11 protein-coding genes and 1 pseudogene are annotated in these 15,840 nt (G+C 50.2%); 4 read left to right on the top strand and 8 right to left on the bottom strand.

Features of this window, described 5'->3' with window-relative positions; genetic code table 11:
• The 4 genes and pseudogenes from BUB55_RS11125 to BUB55_RS11115 all read right to left on the bottom strand — a co-directional run bounded on the left by BUB55_RS11125 (window position 1) and on the right by BUB55_RS11115 (window position 4,967).
• The gene (locus BUB55_RS11125) at window positions 1–2,103 is read right to left on the bottom strand and encodes a polysaccharide biosynthesis tyrosine autokinase (RefSeq protein ID WP_073191313.1); all 2,103 of its coding nucleotides are present in this window, start codon (window positions 2,101–2,103) and stop codon (window positions 1–3) included.
• A gap of 40 nt (window positions 2,104–2,143) precedes the next feature.
• Complete coding sequence (locus BUB55_RS14595) at window positions 2,144–2,719, bottom strand: NAD/NADP octopine/nopaline dehydrogenase family protein (protein WP_234971909.1); 576 nt, start codon at window positions 2,717–2,719, stop codon at window positions 2,144–2,146.
• Window positions 2,720–2,854: 135 nt separating this feature from the next.
• Window positions 2,855–3,145: pseudogene (locus BUB55_RS14760) on the bottom strand (2-dehydropantoate 2-reductase N-terminal domain-containing protein); the annotation flags it as partial.
• 1 nt (window position 3,146) lies between these two features.
• On the bottom strand, window positions 3,147–4,967 hold the full coding sequence (locus BUB55_RS11115; RefSeq protein ID WP_073191308.1) for an aminotransferase class I/II-fold pyridoxal phosphate-dependent enzyme: 1,821 nt from the start codon (window positions 4,965–4,967) through the stop codon (window positions 3,147–3,149).
• 47 nt (window positions 4,968–5,014) lie between these two features.
• Between BUB55_RS11115 and glf the strand changes: the two genes are divergently transcribed.
• Window positions 5,015–6,106 carry a UDP-galactopyranose mutase gene (gene glf / locus BUB55_RS11110; protein ID WP_073191305.1) on the top strand — a complete coding sequence of 364 codons (1,092 nt, stop codon included), beginning with the start codon at window positions 5,015–5,017 and terminating at the stop codon, window positions 6,104–6,106.
• Here the strand turns inward: glf and BUB55_RS11105 are convergent.
• The 3 genes from BUB55_RS11105 to BUB55_RS11095 are packed head-to-tail and all read right to left on the bottom strand — an operon-like array spanning window position 6,069 to window position 9,430.
• Window positions 6,069–7,487, bottom strand: a complete 1,419-nt coding sequence (locus BUB55_RS11105) for a lipopolysaccharide biosynthesis protein (protein ID WP_159431978.1) — start codon at window positions 7,485–7,487, stop codon at window positions 6,069–6,071. The genes glf and BUB55_RS11105 overlap by 38 nt on opposite strands.
• Window positions 7,488–7,535: 48 nt before the next feature.
• Window positions 7,536–8,444, bottom strand: coding sequence for a LicD family protein (locus tag BUB55_RS11100; protein WP_073191299.1), 909 nt, complete (start codon window positions 8,442–8,444; stop codon window positions 7,536–7,538).
• Window positions 8,441–9,430, bottom strand: a complete 990-nt coding sequence (locus BUB55_RS11095) for a glycosyltransferase family 2 protein (protein ID WP_143153027.1) — start codon at window positions 9,428–9,430, stop codon at window positions 8,441–8,443. Before BUB55_RS11095 ends, BUB55_RS11100 begins: the two co-directional genes overlap by 4 nt.
• A gap of 54 nt (window positions 9,431–9,484) precedes the next feature.
• Here BUB55_RS11095 and sppA point away from each other — a divergent pair, with 54 nt between their 5' ends.
• Both sppA and BUB55_RS11085 read left to right on the top strand, forming a co-directional pair.
• Complete coding sequence (gene sppA / locus BUB55_RS11090) at window positions 9,485–11,779, top strand: signal peptide peptidase SppA (protein ID WP_073191385.1); 2,295 nt, start codon at window positions 9,485–9,487, stop codon at window positions 11,777–11,779.
• Window positions 11,779–12,840 carry a hemolysin family protein gene (locus BUB55_RS11085; RefSeq protein ID WP_073191293.1) on the top strand — a complete coding sequence of 354 codons (1,062 nt, stop codon included), beginning with the start codon at window positions 11,779–11,781 and terminating at the stop codon, window positions 12,838–12,840. The genes sppA and BUB55_RS11085 overlap by 1 nt, the downstream gene beginning before the upstream one ends.
• 18 nt (window positions 12,841–12,858) lie before the next feature.
• On the opposite strand, the gene BUB55_RS11080 is transcribed toward BUB55_RS11085, so the two are convergent.
• On the bottom strand, window positions 12,859–13,530 hold the full coding sequence (locus tag BUB55_RS11080) for a hypothetical protein (RefSeq protein WP_143153026.1): 672 nt from the start codon (window positions 13,528–13,530) through the stop codon (window positions 12,859–12,861).
• Window positions 13,531–13,632: 102 nt separating this feature from the next.
• Between BUB55_RS11080 and BUB55_RS11075 the strand changes: the two genes are divergently transcribed.
• Window positions 13,633–15,747: a vWA domain-containing protein gene (locus BUB55_RS11075; RefSeq protein WP_159431977.1), complete on the top strand. Its 2,115-nt coding sequence runs from the start codon at window positions 13,633–13,635 to the stop codon at window positions 15,745–15,747.
• The last annotated feature ends 93 nt before the right edge of the window (window positions 15,748–15,840 follow it).

Genomic DNA, 15,840 nt, shown 5'->3' with positions numbered 1-15,840 from the left:
CTAATATTTGCCATACTTGTATCCGAATCCATCGGAATGGCTATGCTGGTACTTGTTGATAACAAAGCTGGCGTGAGCATTGGTATTGCCCTTGAGCAATTGGGCCATGCCATCCTGGATTGCTTCAATGCTGTGCTTGTTGTATTCAATGACCATCACGATCTGAGAAGCCTGGCGGCAAGCGAGTGCGGCGTCGGTGACCAACATGATTGGCGGTGTGTCGACAATAATCAAGTCGTAGTGCTTTTCCAATTCGTCAATCATGTCGGAGTAGTGCTTGGATCCCAGAATTTCGGACGGGTTGCTAGGAACATGTCCGCAAGGGATGACAAAGAGGTTCTCGACTTCGGTACTGTGAATGACGTCTTCAAGCGTTGTTTCGTGGAGCAAGTATTGTGATAGTCCGTTGCCACGCTTGAGGCCAAATTCCTTGTGCAAGCGGCCCTTGCGAAGGTCTGCGTCAATGAGCAAGACTTTCTTGCCGAGACCGGCAAATAATGCGGCCAAGTTGACAGAAATAAAGCTTTTTCCAACGCTGGGGATAAGGCCGCTGATGCCAATGACGGGGCGGCAGCCTTCGTCCATGCTGAATTCGAGAGAGCTTCGCAGAGCGCGGAGGGATTCCACGGCGACATCGTCTGGCTCGACCACGGCAAGAGGCCTTGTGCCCTTGGTTCCCTTGGGATTGCCCTTCGGGACCTTGGCATAGACGCTGTAGCCGGTTTCGCGTTCAATGAAGTGGGCGTCACGTACGCCGTTGCTGAACTTGCTCTTGATGCTGACGATGGCGGCGCCAAGCAACAATCCAAAGAAAAGCGCAATGAGAACGATCATTTTTTTCTTTGGCTTAGTTGGCCTGGAAACCTGTTCGGCAAAGTCGATGATGCGCACGGAGCCGACTTCGCCGGCGGAAACCAATTTCAACTGCTGGATGTTGTTGAGCATGGTCGTGTACATGACTTTCGTCAATTCGACTTCGTTGCTGAGTTTTAAGACTTCTTGCTGAGTTGCTGGCAACTTTTTGGATTCGCTAGTATTGGAAGCAAGCTCGCGCTTCAAGGCGTTTTCTTGCTCTTCGTACGTCTTGATGGTGGGATGCTCCGGTTGGAACAGACGAATGGCGTCTTGTTTCTTTTGCTGAAGCACTAGGAGGTCTTGCTGCAGTTTGGTGCGCTTTTCCAAGACGAGGCGTGTTTCGGCATTGATGTCGACAGAGCCTACGCGGTTGCGGTAGTTGTTGAACCTCAACATGGCGCTGTCCATTTGCGACTTGACTTCGGGGAGCTGCTTTTCGAGGAATTCCAAAGTTTTCTGGGCTTCCGCATTACTGCGTTCTACGTTTTGCCGCAAGTACGTCGCCGCAATTTCGTTCAAGATTTCTGTTGCTCGGTCTGGGTAAATGTCCTGATAGGTGAATTCAAGGATACCTGTCTTTTTGCCTTTTTCTTTAATTTCAAATGCACTTTTAAACGCGTCAATGGCGTCAAGACGATTTTTCTTATACAGATTGAAAAATTGTCCTTTTTTTACGTTCATTCTTAAAACGCTGAAAGTTACCGTATCACCTGCATAGGGAATTTTATAGGTTTCTCCGGCATGGCAGTTGTCGACAATCAATTTTTTATTGTGGTCAAGTAATTTGAATGTGAGGCTGTCTTTAACAACGGCAACCCACGGCTTGCCCCGTTCTTCTTCGGGAAGATTGTCCCAAGGAATTTCTAGCTGGACTAGCTCCATCCTGCCTTCTTTGTGGAAAAGCCTCTGCAGCTTGAGCGTTGGCGTGGCGATGTACTGGAGGTGCATCTTGTCTACGGCGTCACCGATAATCTGTCGGCTCTTGATGAGTTCGATTTCTGTTTCGGCGGGGCTGGAACTGGCAAACAGGCTTCCGAGGCCGCCCATCATGGCTCCGGCCATACTCTTGTTGCTTTTCGATTCGATTTGCAGCAGGGCGTCTACTTGATACACTGGACGAATCCACAGGGCGACAATGACGCCAATAATCCCTGATAGAATTAAACAGGGTAAGACTATGTACCAGTTTTTGACCAAATCCTTCGCTAGGTCAAAAAGGTCGGTTTCTTCTTTTTTTGCAGATGCCATAATATACCTTTAGCTTATATGAGCTAATTTAACAATTTCCTCAAATCTTGGACATTCCCCAGTTGTAGACGATGTCTATTTTGGGGGTCTCTACGCGATATTCCTTTGCCAACTCAACAATAAAGCGAAGCCCAAACGGGAAATCTTCCGTAAAATATCGGCTTTCGAAGTCAGGAACCCATCCGCTGCCAGTCTCCTTCATCGGTGCCTTGATGGTTTCGAAGGCCTTGATGGAACTCAATTTGGCGGCCAGCGATTTTGCATCCGAGGATTCGTAGTATTCCAAAAGCGGAGGGACCGCTTTGGGGTTCATGGGGAGCTTTCTGAGCAGCTGCATGAATTCTGCATCCATGTCGATTAGCCATTGTGCGGCATCTTCTGTCCATTCCTTGTAGAATAGGATGCAATGGTCGTAGGGAACGCCGTTCCATTCGTGCCACATGCTGTACAGGCGGCCCGTATGCAAAATGGGGTTGCTGTTTGTGAGACAGGCCTCGTAAAAGCTTTGGAGCAGATTGACGGGAGTGTTGAATGCCTTTTCGATGAACTGCCTGAAGTCTTCCGTATTATCGGCATTTTCCACCGCAATGTTCAGAGACGCCTTATAACCTAACAAATTGGCTTTTGAACCATACTCTACAACACGGGCAATGAAGGGGACCCTCTGGAATCCGAAAACTTTTGCCTTTGCTCCCAAGACTTCGTGGGCGAAGAAAAAGAATCCTGTACTGCTGACGATGCTCCCGACGAACGTGTCTGGGGACAAGAATGGTTTGACCTTTTCCAGTGTCTGCTTTATTAGAAAGCCGGGCAAACAAAAAAGAACGATATCTGCACCTGGGATGACGTCTTGCGGGTTTGATGACAGCTTTTCAATCGTTCCCTTGAATAGTTTTCCGTCAATGTCTGTGACGGTTATGTTTCGGTTCCACTTTTCTGGGTGATTTGTTAGAAGGTTTACAGAATAATCATCATGTGAAGAGAGGAATCCTAGGCACACATGCCCTAGGGATCCTCCGCCACAGATTGTAATTTTTTTCATTCTAGCAATCCTTTGCGAGTGTTTGCAAAGCCTTGATAAGTCGTGCGTTGTCTTCCTTGCTACGTACGGCGATGCGCATGTATTGTTTGCCGTCAAGTCCCTTCTTGTCGCTGCAGTCGCGCATGAGGATGTTGTATTTCTTCAGCATGGCGAGCACGAGCCCGTTCGCCGTGAACGGCGGGAGGATTTCGCAGAGGAAATAGTTCGCTTCCGAGGGCATGACCCGCAGGAACTTTACCTGCCGGAGTTCCTTTTCGAGTTCGTCTCGCGTGGCGATGAATTTGTCGCAGGCGCGCAGGTAATCCTTCTCGTACTTGTTGTAAATCTGCATGAAGAATTCGGCGAAGCTGTTGATGTTCCAGATGCTCACGCTTTTCTTGATATTGCGTATGAGTTCTTCGTCGGAACTGCATAGGATGCCGAGGCGGATGCCCGGCACGCCGTAGCTCTTGGAGATGCTCTTCATGACGACCAGGTGCGGGAATTTTTCCAGGATGTCGTTGCGCAGGAGCGTATTGTCGCGGTAGCCCGCGCTGAAGTCGACAAAACTTTCGTCGACGACGAGCCTTGTCCCGGCGCTTTCGGCCCAATCGGCCAACCGTAGCAAATTGTTGAATGGGATGAAGTTGCCCGAGGGATTGTCCGGGTTGATGAGCAGGACGCTGTCGGCGTGGTTCTTGCTAAAGAAATCGATAAGGTCGTCTGCGGTATAGCGGTAGTCGCTGTTCTTCGGCACGAAGGTCACGAGCGATTCCGGGCGGCGCCTATTGGGGTATTCTTCGAATGTCGGGCGGATGATGCCGAGCGTCCCGGGCAGTTGTTCCATCAGTGCCTTGATGAGTTCCGCCGCACCGTTTCCGGGAAGAATCCAGTCTTCGCGGATTCCCCAGCACTTGCTCGCGAGCAGTGTATTCACCTTCATTCCCGATGGATACTGGCCGGCGAGCGTGCGGAAGTTCGCTTCCATTTCGTCGATGATTTTTGACTCGCCGAAATACGGGTTCACGAGGTAGCAGTAATCAAGCATTCCCGGGAAACGCCAGAATCCTCCGTAGCGCCCGTAGTACTTGCGGATGACGTCCTTCTCTTCGGCGAACAGCGCTTCCGCGATATCCAAATCTTGCTTGTCGTCGATTTCGTACCACTTTTTCCCGGTGATGGAGAGAGCCTTCAGGTCGTGACTGTCGAGGAAGGTGATGACGCGCAATACGTTTTCGTAGTATTCGTTGTTGCCGACCGCCTTGCAGTAGGCTTCGAGGAACGGTACGTACTTGCTGGCGGCGAATTCCCTGCTGAACTTGTAAGTGTTCGCGGTCTTGTAGTACTGGCCGGATTCCTTGTAGTTGAACGCGTCCTTGGTGATAAAGTTCACGATGTTGTTTTCGCCGTCGATTTTCACCATGGTCCCGTCCATCCAGCTTTCGTACTTGGCAACGAGTGCGAGGTTCGGGAACGGGTGCTTTGCGAGGGTCTCGAAGATTCCGTCTTCGAAAATGAGGTCCGATTCGATGAGCAGGGAATCGTCTTCCGCGAGCTTGTCCTTGGCGAGAGCCAGCGAGAAGATGTTGTTCGTCTTGTCGTAAATCGGGTTGTTTACGTATTCGATTTTGGTGCCCTTGTGGTGCGATTCGATGTAATCCTTCAGTTTCTGGCCTTCGTACCCGGTGACAACGACAATCCGGTTGAGATTGAGTTCGCCCAGTTGACGCAGGGTGCGGTCAATCAGTGGCACGCCGTTTACGGGAACCATGCACTTCGTGTTCTCCTTGGTGTATTCACCAAGTCGCTTTCCCATTCCGGCGGCGAGAATAATAGCTTGCATAAAGTGTAAAACTCCGTGTGTATTTGCAAAATAGTTATATTTCGGTCATGTTGGATTACTTGGTCGTAGGTTCAGGACTTTTTGGCGCGACTTTCGCCCATTTGGCAAAAAAAGCGGGCAAAAGCGTCATGGTCGTCGAAAAGCGCCCGCATGTGGCGGGGAACTGCTATACGGAGAACGTCGAGGGCATTGACGTTCATAAGTACGGCGCCCACATTTTCCACACGTCCAACGCTCGGGTATGGAATTTTGTCAACTCGTTTGTCCCGTTCAACCGCTACACCAATTCGCCGGTAGCCCTTTCCCGGGGGCGGTTGTTCAACCTGCCGTTCAACATGAACACCTTTTACCAGCTTTGGGGCGTAAAAACGCCTGCGGAGGCCATGGCAAAAATCGAGGAACAGCGCGCGGCGTCGGGAGTCACGGAACCTCGCAACCTGGAGGAGCAGGCTCTAAGCCTTGTGGGGCGCGACGTGTACGAGGCCCTGATCAAGGAATACACCGAAAAACAGTGGGGGCGCAAGTGCACAGAGTTGCCCACTTCGGTCATCAAACGTTTGCCGGTACGGTTCACCTTCGACAACAATTATTTTAACGACTTGTTCCAGGGAATCCCTGTGGGCGGCTACACCGGGTTGGTCAAGGCGATGCTCGAGGGGATTGAGGTCCGCCTGGACATGGACTTCTTGAAGTGCCGTTCCGAGCTGGAATCGTTGGCAAAAAAAATCGTGTACACGGGCCCCATAGACGAGTTCTTTAGTTTCCGGCTTGGAACTTTGGAATACCGTTCGCTTCGCTTTGAAACCGAGCTCCTGGATTGCACGAACTTCCAGGGCAACGCCGTGGTGAACTATATCGATGCGTCTGTTCCCTACACCCGCATCATCGAGCACAAGCATTTTGAATTCGGGGAACAGCCCAAGACGGTGATCACCCGCGAGTATCCAATGACGTGGGAACCTGGCAAGGAACGTTTTTACACGGTGAACGACGAGAAAAACAGTCGCTTGTATCAGGAGTACGTTGCCTTGTCAAAACAGCTGCCGAACGTCATTTTTGGCGGCCGTCTGGCCGAGTACAAGTACTACGACATGGACGATGTCATTGAGCGCGCGATGGACGTATTTTCGAGAGAATGATCTCTTTGAAGTCCATGAAGCTCTCGTCCTTGACGATGGCGGCGATCCCGAAATACACGACCGCGGCGGTGACGATGCCCACGGCCACCTTGGCGACGCTCCCGTCAAAAGGTATCATGGCGAAATGCGTGACGACACCCATGACGGCAATTTGGACGAATACAGGGATGAGCACCCTGAGTTGCTTGATTTCGCCGTAGTTTAGAATCTTCCCGGTGTAGTAGCAGTTGAACGAGAAGGCGATGAACTCGTAGGCGGCCTTTCCGATGACCATGGCGTAAATCCCGAAGGGGAGTGTCGCGAACAGGATGGCGAAGCCGATGGGCTTTTTGATGAGTTCCAGTTTAAGGACCAGGTCGGTGCGGCCCTTCACATAGAGCAGGTTCAGGTTGATGTGCGTGAGCGGGGAGAACATGTAGCCAAAGCACAGCACCTGCAGTATGGGGACGCAGGGAAGCCACTTGGGGCCAATCATCACCTCGATGAGCGGCTCTGCGGTCACGGCGATCACGGTGAGGACGGGGTAGAGCAAAAAGAGGGGCGTGCGCAGCAACTTGCGGTAGGCGCGCAGCAGGCGCTCGTTGTCGTCCTGCATCTTGGCCAAAATGGGGTAGTTGACCTTGAGGGTCATGTCTTGCATGGCTTGCGTGGGGAGCAGCGCGTATTCGTTGCCCTTGTTGTAAAAGCCCACGTCGGCGGGGGAGAACGCCTTGCCTATGACCAGGGTGTAGAGGTTCCCGTAAATGGTGTTGATGAGGCTTGAGCAAAGGAGCTTTGAACCGAATCCAAAGAGCTGCTTAAACGAGGTCTTTGAAAAAATGAGCTTGGGCATCCAACGGGAGCAGTACCAAATGCAAATCGAGGAAATCAGCTGCCCTGCCAGCGCCTGGAACACGAGCGCCCACACGCCAAAGCCCAGGTAGGCGAGGATCAGGCCCACGGCGCCCGTCACAAGCAGGCTGATGACCGAAATGAGGGCCTGTGTTTGGAACCGCAGGTCAATGGTGAGGCGGGTGCGCTGGACCGCGGTAAAGCCGGTAATGATAAGGGAGAGGGCGACCACTTTGGTGACGTCTTCCAAGATGGGCATGTTGTAGAACTGGGCAATGTAGGGCGACGCAAAAAAGAGGGCGAGGTAGAAGCCGATGGCTACGACAATGTTGAAGTAAAAGATGGTGCAAAAGTCTTTTTCGGTGCGGTCCTGCTTTTGGATGAGCGCGTTCGAGAGCCCACTATCGGTGAAGGTGTTCGCCACGGCGATAAAGATGGCGAGCATGCCGATGACGCCGTAGTCGGTCGGGGCGAGCATACGGGCGAGGGCGATGCCAATCAAAAAATTGACGGCCTTGTTGACAATCTTCTCGATGCCAGTCCAGGCCATGCCTCCGATGACTTTGTTTTTTAAACTGCCCTCAGCCATAGTGCAATATTACTTTTTTTTCGCCTGCGCCCTTAAACGCGGCAGGTATTCCTGGTACGGTTTATTGGTGTCGAGTGCGGCAAATCCGCCGTGGCAAGTGGGTGCCTGGGCGGGTTTCATGTAGTCGCCGTAAAGGGCGGTGAGCACCTTGTCGTAGTCGGCTGGTACGGGCATCTGCATGTCTTCAAAGGGCAAATAGACCGTCTTGTTGTACCATTCCCTCTCAAGTTTTTTGTTGGTGAGGTACTTCATGTTGCTAAAGAGTCCCACCTTCGAGACGTACTTGCATTGGCTCGCGGGGTGCTTGCGGAGTTCCTCTTCGAGGGCGCGGTACGTGTCGATGAAGGAGTGGAACAAGAAATGCCATTTGAGCTTTGCCCACTTGATCCATGTGGAGGGGACGCCCGTGCGGAGTTTGTACCCGAATGTCTTTTTTTGCAGGTAGAACTTGAGCTTGTTGATTTTTTCGAGTTTTGCCAGGAGCTCGTTCTCGTCGTCGGGAACGCCGTCCTGCACAAAGATGTCGATGAAGATTCCCTGGTTAAAGTCGGCAAAAATGTCGTAGGGGATGATTGCCGTCGTGCCTGCCATGCGGAGCTGGGCGTGTTCCCTGGGGTAGGGCGCCTTCTCGGAGTAGGCGGACTGCAAAAAATACGGGTGCTTGAATTCCTGGTCGGCAATGGCCAGGAGTTTGTCGTAGTCGTCGCGGAACATGACCATGTCGATGTCGTCGTCCCACGGGATGAATCCGTGCTCGCGTACGCACCCGAGGAGCGTTCCGCTGGCGGCCCAGATGCCCAACTGGTGGCGCTGGCACACGTCAATCAGCTTTTTCACCATGTCCATTTGAACCGTCCAGACTTTTTTCATTTGGGCGGTGACGGTGTAGCCGTTGCGAGTCTCTTGTTCCAGGTTCATAAAAAATACTTGATCAGGGAGGGGGTGCGTTTGTATTTGAGCAAGCGCCATACCCAAATGTAGGGGTAGCGACCGCGGAGCTTGCAGCGGCTTACGAGCTTATAGGCGTCGCGGCTCTGCCTTTTTAATAGGCCGTCAAAAGCGATGAGCGGTTGCAGGTCCACGTCGGGGTTGTCGACGAGTGCCGTTCGGTAAATGCGTTTTAAGTTTTTGTACAGGCGCTCCGTGAGGTAGGCCTTGTGGGTAAAGTCTGTTTCGCAGTTCTTGTATTCGCGGATCATGGCAAGGCACACTATCATTAGCTGCGTTTGCGATTTGAGGTAGACCGCGGCATCCATTGTTTGGCCTTCTCGACCCCACAGGTAGTTGTACACGGTAATGTCGAGGTAGTAGAATTTTTGGACCGTGACCATGGGCATAAAAATCCATTCTTGGTCGGTGTACGATATTTTTTCGGTCTGGGTGTACCCCAACGCCCGCAGGTTTTCGGTTTTGTAGGTGACCATGTGCATTTCCATGGTCTTCTTGGGGTCGATTGCCGAAAAATTGAGCTCCGTATCGGGCTGCGCATAGAATTTTGACGATTCAAAAATTTCACCGCGCTCGTTGACTTTTTGAAAGTTGGTGATGACCAGGTCTACGTCGCTTTGGCTTAAAAAGAGCACCAGCTTTTCGAGATTCTCGGTAACGGCGTAGTCGTCGGCGTCCAAAATCTTGATGTACTTGCCGGTAGCTTCCTTGAGACCGCGATTGATGCAGGAACCGTAGTTCCCATTGGGCTTCTCTATTACGCGGAAGGTCTCGGGATGGGTTTCCTGGTATTGGTTGGCTATTTCGAGGGACTTGTCCGTAGCGCCGTCAATGACCACCAGGACTTCCAACAGGGCAAGGGTGTCGCTCTTTTCGATAACGAGAGAGCGCAAACACTTGTCCAAGTATTTTTCCATATTGTAGGTGGGGATGATAATTGTCAGAGCTTTGTTCATGTTTTTCGCCAAGTGCAGTTCAGTCAAATATAATTTTTTTCTAATATGTTTACGATGAAAAAGATTTTAGCAACTTTATTTGCCCTTGCGGCCGCCGCCCAGGCGTACCTTCCAGGCGAATCCCGCTTTGTTTCGCTGGAAGGGGGGCATGGCGTTTTTGGAAACCCGGCCGGGCTCACCGCCTTTGATTCGTGGGGCGCCCTTACCGATTACCAGTACGACGACGGAATCTCCATGTTTCGCGCGGGCGGGAACCTTGGCCATTGGGGCGTGGGTTTTGATTACCGTTTTGATGACGAACAGTACGACGAGACCCGCTGGAGCATCACGCACGCCACGGACTTGCTGAACCGCTATGTTTTTTACGGGAGCCGCGTTACGGCGCTCCGCAGTGCCGGCTTTAAGGGCACGGAGTGGAGCTACGGCTTGGGCCTCATGATCCGCCCGTTCCGGAACCTTTCGCTGGGCTATTCCTGCGACAACCTGCTGTATTTGGGCCCCGAGTCCATGGACCGCGTGCAAAATATTGGTGCCACGGTGCGTTTGGGTCGTAACTTTGGTGTAAGCTATGACCTCGAGGACTGGGAAGAACACCGCCTTCTCTTTGAACTGGAACTGTACGGCTACCGCTTTGGATTCAAGATGCCTGTTTATGGCGACGACGACGAGTACACGCTCACGCTTTCGGCGTCGATTGGCGGCTACAACGATGTCGCCACTACCGTTTACGACGATTACCTGCCCAAGCGCGGCGCCTGGGGATTCCACCGTTCGCGTAACCCCGATGCGGCCTGGTCTGCAAAAATCATTCGTGTCCCCTTGAACATGGAAGTGTCCGAGGTGGAGGAAGAATTCATGTTCTTCCAAAAGAGCTCCATTGGAATTTTGAAGGTCCGCAATCTCTTTGACCATATGCTGCATGACCGCTCTTGCGGGCTTGTGGTTCTCGATTTTTCGGGCTACAAGGGGAACGTCGGCATTTCGGGCGAAATCAACCGCCTGGTCATGCGTCACCGCGCTCGCGGTGGCAAGGTGGTCGCTTACCTCGACGACGTACGTCCTTCCGTTTTGTTGGCGGCCTCCTCGGCCGACCGCATTGTGGTGGAACCTTCGGCGCACTTTGCCTGGCGCGGCCTGGGCGGGAACGTCACTTTTTACAAGGGGCTCTTTGACAAGCTTGGCGTCAAGGTGGAGTTCTTGCGTCATGGCGCCTACAAGTCGGCGGTGGAACCCTACGTAGCCGACTCCATGTCGGTGGAAGCCCGCGAGAACAGGGAAACCCTCTACAAGGATTTGTGGAAGGCGTTGAATACCATGGTCTCGTATGGCCGTCGCGGTACAGCCCAGGGCCTCGAGGAGCGGGTAGCCCAGCTGGACTCCCTCGCAAAAATCCCGATGGTCACGGCGAAGTACGCCAAGAACGCGGGACTCGTCGACACCATGCTCTACCTGGACCAGGTGCCCTCCTATGCTCTCAAGACTTTCTTTGATTTGGATGTTCCCCAGGCGCATTTCAAGACCTGGGCGCCCATGGACCGTCGCATGTTCGACGAGAGCTGGGCGCACCGTGCCGAGATTGCCCTACTGAATATCGACGGCTCTATTGACTCGCGTATGGAACGTGCCGTGACCGAGGATTTGCGCAGGCTTCCGGGTACGCGTGCGCAGGCGTTGGTGGTGCGCATATCTTCGCCAGGCGGGAGCGCCATCGCCTCTGATAAGATTTGGCACGCCTTGCGGCACGTGAGTGAACAAGGAATCCCTGTGGTGGCGAGCATCGGCAGCATGGGCGCTTCGGGCGCCTACTACATTGCTTGCGGAGCCGACCACATTATGGCTGAGAGCTATTCTATTGTGGGGAGCATCGGCATTTATGGCGGCAAGGTCGACCTGAGCGGGCTCATGCAAAAGGTGGGACTCCGTGCCGAGCCTGTAAAAACGCATGACCACGCCGATGCGGAAACCTTTGCCCGACCCTGGACCGATGAAGAAAAGGCGGCCCTGCAAGACTACATGGACGACTTCTACAACCGCTTTACGGGCATAGTCTCCAAGGCGACGGGAATCCCGCAGGCGACGGTCGATACCGCTTATGGCGGCGGTCGCGTGATGATTGGCCACAAGGCTTTTGATGCCGGGCTGGTGCAGTCGTTGGGCGGCATGGACGACGCCATCGCTATGGCGAAAAAGCTGGCCGAGATAGGCGAGTCTACCGACGTGGAACTGGTGCAACTCAACACCGATAGCGATTTTTTGGTGAAGAACCCGTCCGCCATACTTGATTATTTTGTTGATTTTGAACAAACCAAGTTCTGGGCGATTGAACCCTCCTTGGTTGGGATGGAATAATGTTTGCGATTGTATTGACTGTTTTGGGCTGCCTCGCCATTTCGGCGTTCTGCTCCGTGACGGAGGCGTCCTTTTACAGCGTGCCTCCCGCGACGGTGGAGTTTTTGCAAAAGAACAAAAAGTTTACCGCCCGGTACATGACCCACGTGAAAAAGAATATCGACCGCTACATCGCCTCGGTGCTCGTGGTGAACACGGTGGCAAACACGGTGGGCGCGTCCCTCGCCACGGCCCTTGCCGTAAAGCGGCTTTCCCCTGCGGGGGCGATGGCGCTCCCCATAGTGCTGACCATCCTCATTTTGCTGTTCGGCGAAATCACCCCCAAAACATTGGGCGTCAAGCAGGCGAAGACCATGGCCCCGTTGGTCGCCGTGCCTTTCTACTACATTACCAAGGCACTCTCGTGGACGGGCATCATCTGGCTCTGCCTCACGCTTACCAAGCACTGGACGCACGAGGACGAAGAAAAAAAGGACGTGAGCGTCGAGGACATCCACAGCCTGGTGAGTCTCGGGCTCCGCGAAGACGTTATCGACCGTCAGCAGGCGTCAGTCATCAAGAACATTCTCTCCCTCAAGTCCATCCCCGCGCGCAAGGTCATGACCCCGCGCCAGGTGGTGTTCAGCCTCCCCGCCGACAAGAGCCTTGGCGAGAGCTTGGACGAACGCGGTAACTGGCCGTTCTCCCGTATACCACTATATGGTGGCAAAAAGGACGACTGGATAGGCATTGTCCTGCGTCGTGACGCCTACAACCTGTTGGCCGAGGGCAAGCGCGATGTAAAGCTCCGCCAGCTTATGCGGCCGCTCCAGCTGATTCCCGACAGCGTGACCCTCGACAAGCTGTTGCTCCGTTTTTTAAAACAGCGCGGTCACATGGTGGGCCTGGTGGACGAGTTCGGTTCCATCGCGGGCATCGTGAGCCTCGAGGATGTGCTCGAGGAGATTCTCGGCCGCGAGATTGTGGACGAGTTTGACGAGTCGGTGAACCTTCAAGAGACGGCCCGTCGCCGCAGCCATGCGCTCGCGTTCATGCGCAAGAATCACCTGAAAGGGAAATAGGTCGGCTGGGTTGGGTTGCTAGAAGCGCGCTTTACGTGTATTGCAATTAAGGGATTTTTTTCCTTTTGCATCCCTGTTATGCATTTTACGGGTTTGTTTTATGGAAATGTTTGGATTTTGCAAACCTAAAAAATTTCCATGTGTAACAAAAAATTCCCCTTTTAAGTTTGCCCAATGTTGGAGAGTGCAATTCTCGCCATTCTTCCAAATGGATGTGAACATGGCTGAATAATCTTTGATGTAAATTGAATCTCCAATATTTACATCAATTTCATGGGGAACAAAAATCCAGGAAGAATCCAGAATTTTGTCCATAGAAGATTCTGCATTGCCGTGTTTTTCAAATCTCTGTAGAGTAATTCGTTTGGAATATTTTTCGGTTGAGTCTGCACCTATATAGAACAATCCTTTTTCGGAAGAAATCTTTCCATTGGAGGTTATGTATTCAATGTATGCGGTGTCAACTACGGAATCAACAATTCCAGAAAAGGAAGCGGTCTGATGAAGACCAATAATGGTGCTATCAGCCAAATTTTTCCGCAGCTGCATGCCTTTAACACTGATGATGTTGAAATCATCAAGCACGCTGATTATGTTGAAACAGTCTCCGGATTCTGGATAATCATCGTTGGGGCCTGCGGCAAAAATGGAGCATGCGAACAAAAGGATGTACATTACTGCACTGCGCATATAATCAATATATGTAAAAAAAAAGAGGTAGCAATCGGTTGTTTGTAAAACTTTGTTTTACAAAGATAGCGTTCTATGGGGAGTTTGATTATAATACTTTGTATGAAAAAATTACTTCTTCTTTTCCTATTTTCATCTGCGGTTTATGCTTTGAATTCTCCTTTTTCAAGGGTAAGAGTGACTGCGTATGATGCTGATGGTTCTCCGTCTGAAGAAGTTCATGATTTGACCATATGCATGGAAAAGAATCCCACAGAGGCTGAAAAGGATATATACGAGGATATTCTTGGCTATTATGCAGATGGTTTATATGAAGCGACCAATGGTGCTAATTTTATCGGAAATATTATTATCTATCCAGAAAATAGATTTTGTTCTAGTACGGATATTAAATGGAAAATAACAAATGTTTGGCCTGGAGCTGGAACGGATGGAATAGGGGTTTCAGATGATTGGGGCGCAGGTAAGAGTATTGCGGATGATCAGAGTCGTTTGGATTTTGGAATAACGTTGACTCATGAAACAATGCATTATCGGTATGCTATTGATGATGATTATGCAAAGACTCTTTTGGAGCCAACGAATTATGCGTTCCCTTTAGAAATAACGGCTGATCCAGTTACGGATTGGATTACAATCAAAGATAAAGGAAATTTATTAAATTATCCGCTCTATTTCAAAAAACATATGTCTGTTTTTTCGCAGGGAACACCAGTAGTATTTGTCCCGATAAAAGGAAATAATGGTGTTGTGGGCCGTATCCCACAGGGGTTGAGTAGTACGGCTCTTGGGGGAACAGGGCTTATGGTGAATGATTTTGCCATGATTGATCAGGTAAATGCATCTCAGTTGGATTTTGGTATTTACTCGTTTAATTTGAAAGATGCAAGTGGCCGTCGTATCGATATTAGGGATGAAGGCGTTTTCCCATGGGGAATGGATTTGCCTGGAATAAATAGGGTTTCTGTCGCTCATTCTTTGATGTATTATCAATATGACGTTGCCGCATCGAAAGCTTGCGGTGATGATAATATTCAATGGCAGTGGGCTAATTTGAGTACTTCATTTAATATTAATCCATATTCACCGATGGCGATGTGCTGCGAAGATTCTAAAGGACTGTCATCGGCATGGGACCTTTTGACTAGAGATCCTCAGTATGATTTTGTATATGGGGCTGATCCGGGAGAGAATTATAGACGATGGTATAAATCCTTAAATAAAAAGAAACCTACAGAATCGGATGTTTTTATTGCAAAATCTTTTTTAATGAATTATAATCCTGATAACGGAAAGGTTCTTGATGGATATGCATCATGGGTTCGTAATGACACATGCGAAGTTGCTAAAACATATGTATTGCCATATATGAAGGTAGAACTTGCTGGCAGGTCTCCTCAAGAATATCGCAAAGAAACTCGAAAATATCTGAACATTCAATGGGTTGATAAAACTAGTGTGGAAATGGTTATCTTGCTTGATTGCTCAGGGAGCATGAATGTAAATGGGAAAATGGATGAAGCCAAGTTGGCTGCGAAATTTATTGCACAGAGTTTTTTGAGCCTAGATGCGGAATACGATGTGTCCAATATATCCATAACCATTTATGCCTTTAACGAAAAACTTATTAAAGTGTATGAAAAGAAAGGGAATCCTTCAATTCGCGAAATAACCGATAAAATTAATTCTATTGTTCCGGCGGGTAAGACTGTTTTATATGATGCTCTTTACAAGGTAATAAATGATTTTGCTATTGATAATCCGGCTAGTCTTAAACTAATGTATGTTGTTTCAGATGGATTGAATAATGGGGGAGAAAAAACTTTAGATGATGTTACTCAGCTCTATCGTTCAAAAAATATTTCAATATACTCGTTTGCTTACGGTGATGATGCTGATCTAAATGTACTTTCTGATATGGCTGTGGAAACGGGTGGGGTCTATTACGAAAAAGAACAGGGTATTAAATTAAAGGTTGTTGATGCTGTGGCGGCTTTGTTGGGGTCTTTCCCGGGGAATGAACAACTGAAATCTTTATCAATGCATCCTCATGAAGAATCGTCTGAATTTGTTGTTCCTTTGAAAGCAAGGCTAGTAAAAGTATATGGCTCTTATGATGGAGAATCCTCTGAAAGACCGGTTAATTTTTTATCTAAATCTGGGCTAATTTTGAATTCTACCTTTTGGGAAGAAAAAATCGGAAATACAAATTTTTGAAGATGCCCCAAAGTTAGTTGAAATTTCTGCAACCAAAAAGAAAAAGGTGGTCTCCAACTTGTAAATTTGGTTCAGCAAAAAAACACCAAGCAA

The sequence above is a fragment of the Fibrobacter sp. UWP2 genome (genome assembly GCF_900141705.1).
GTDB lineage: Bacteria > Fibrobacterota > Fibrobacteria > Fibrobacterales > Fibrobacteraceae > Fibrobacter.
Note: the sequence above shows the minus strand (reverse complement) of the source record. Positions and strands in the feature narration are given on the sequence as shown.

What these genes read in the sequence shown, in the direction of transcription:
- BUB55_RS11115 (WP_073191308.1), bottom strand. Translation starts at nt 4,967, where the DNA reads ATGCAAGCTATTATTCTCGCCGCCGGAATGGGAAAGCGACTTGGTGAA.
- glf (WP_073191305.1), top strand. Translation starts at nt 5,015, where the DNA reads ATGTTGGATTACTTGGTCGTAGGTTCAGGACTTTTTGGCGCGACTTTC.
- BUB55_RS11100 (WP_073191299.1), bottom strand. Translation starts at nt 8,444, where the DNA reads ATGAACCTGGAACAAGAGACTCGCAACGGCTACACCGTCACCGCCCAA.
- BUB55_RS11080 (WP_143153026.1), bottom strand. Translation starts at nt 13,530, where the DNA reads ATGCGCAGTGCAGTAATGTACATCCTTTTGTTCGCATGCTCCATTTTT.
- BUB55_RS11125 (WP_073191313.1), bottom strand. Translation starts at nt 2,103, where the DNA reads ATGGCATCTGCAAAAAAAGAAGAAACCGACCTTTTTGACCTAGCGAAG.
- BUB55_RS11075 (WP_159431977.1), top strand. Translation starts at nt 13,633, where the DNA reads ATGAAAAAATTACTTCTTCTTTTCCTATTTTCATCTGCGGTTTATGCT.
- BUB55_RS11105 (WP_159431978.1), bottom strand. Translation starts at nt 7,487, where the DNA reads ATGGCCTGGACTGGCATCGAGAAGATTGTCAACAAGGCCGTCAATTTT.
- BUB55_RS11085 (WP_073191293.1), top strand. Translation starts at nt 11,779, where the DNA reads ATGTTTGCGATTGTATTGACTGTTTTGGGCTGCCTCGCCATTTCGGCG.
- BUB55_RS11095 (WP_143153027.1), bottom strand. Translation starts at nt 9,430, where the DNA reads ATGAACAAAGCTCTGACAATTATCATCCCCACCTACAATATGGAAAAA.
- sppA (WP_073191385.1), top strand. Translation starts at nt 9,485, where the DNA reads ATGAAAAAGATTTTAGCAACTTTATTTGCCCTTGCGGCCGCCGCCCAG.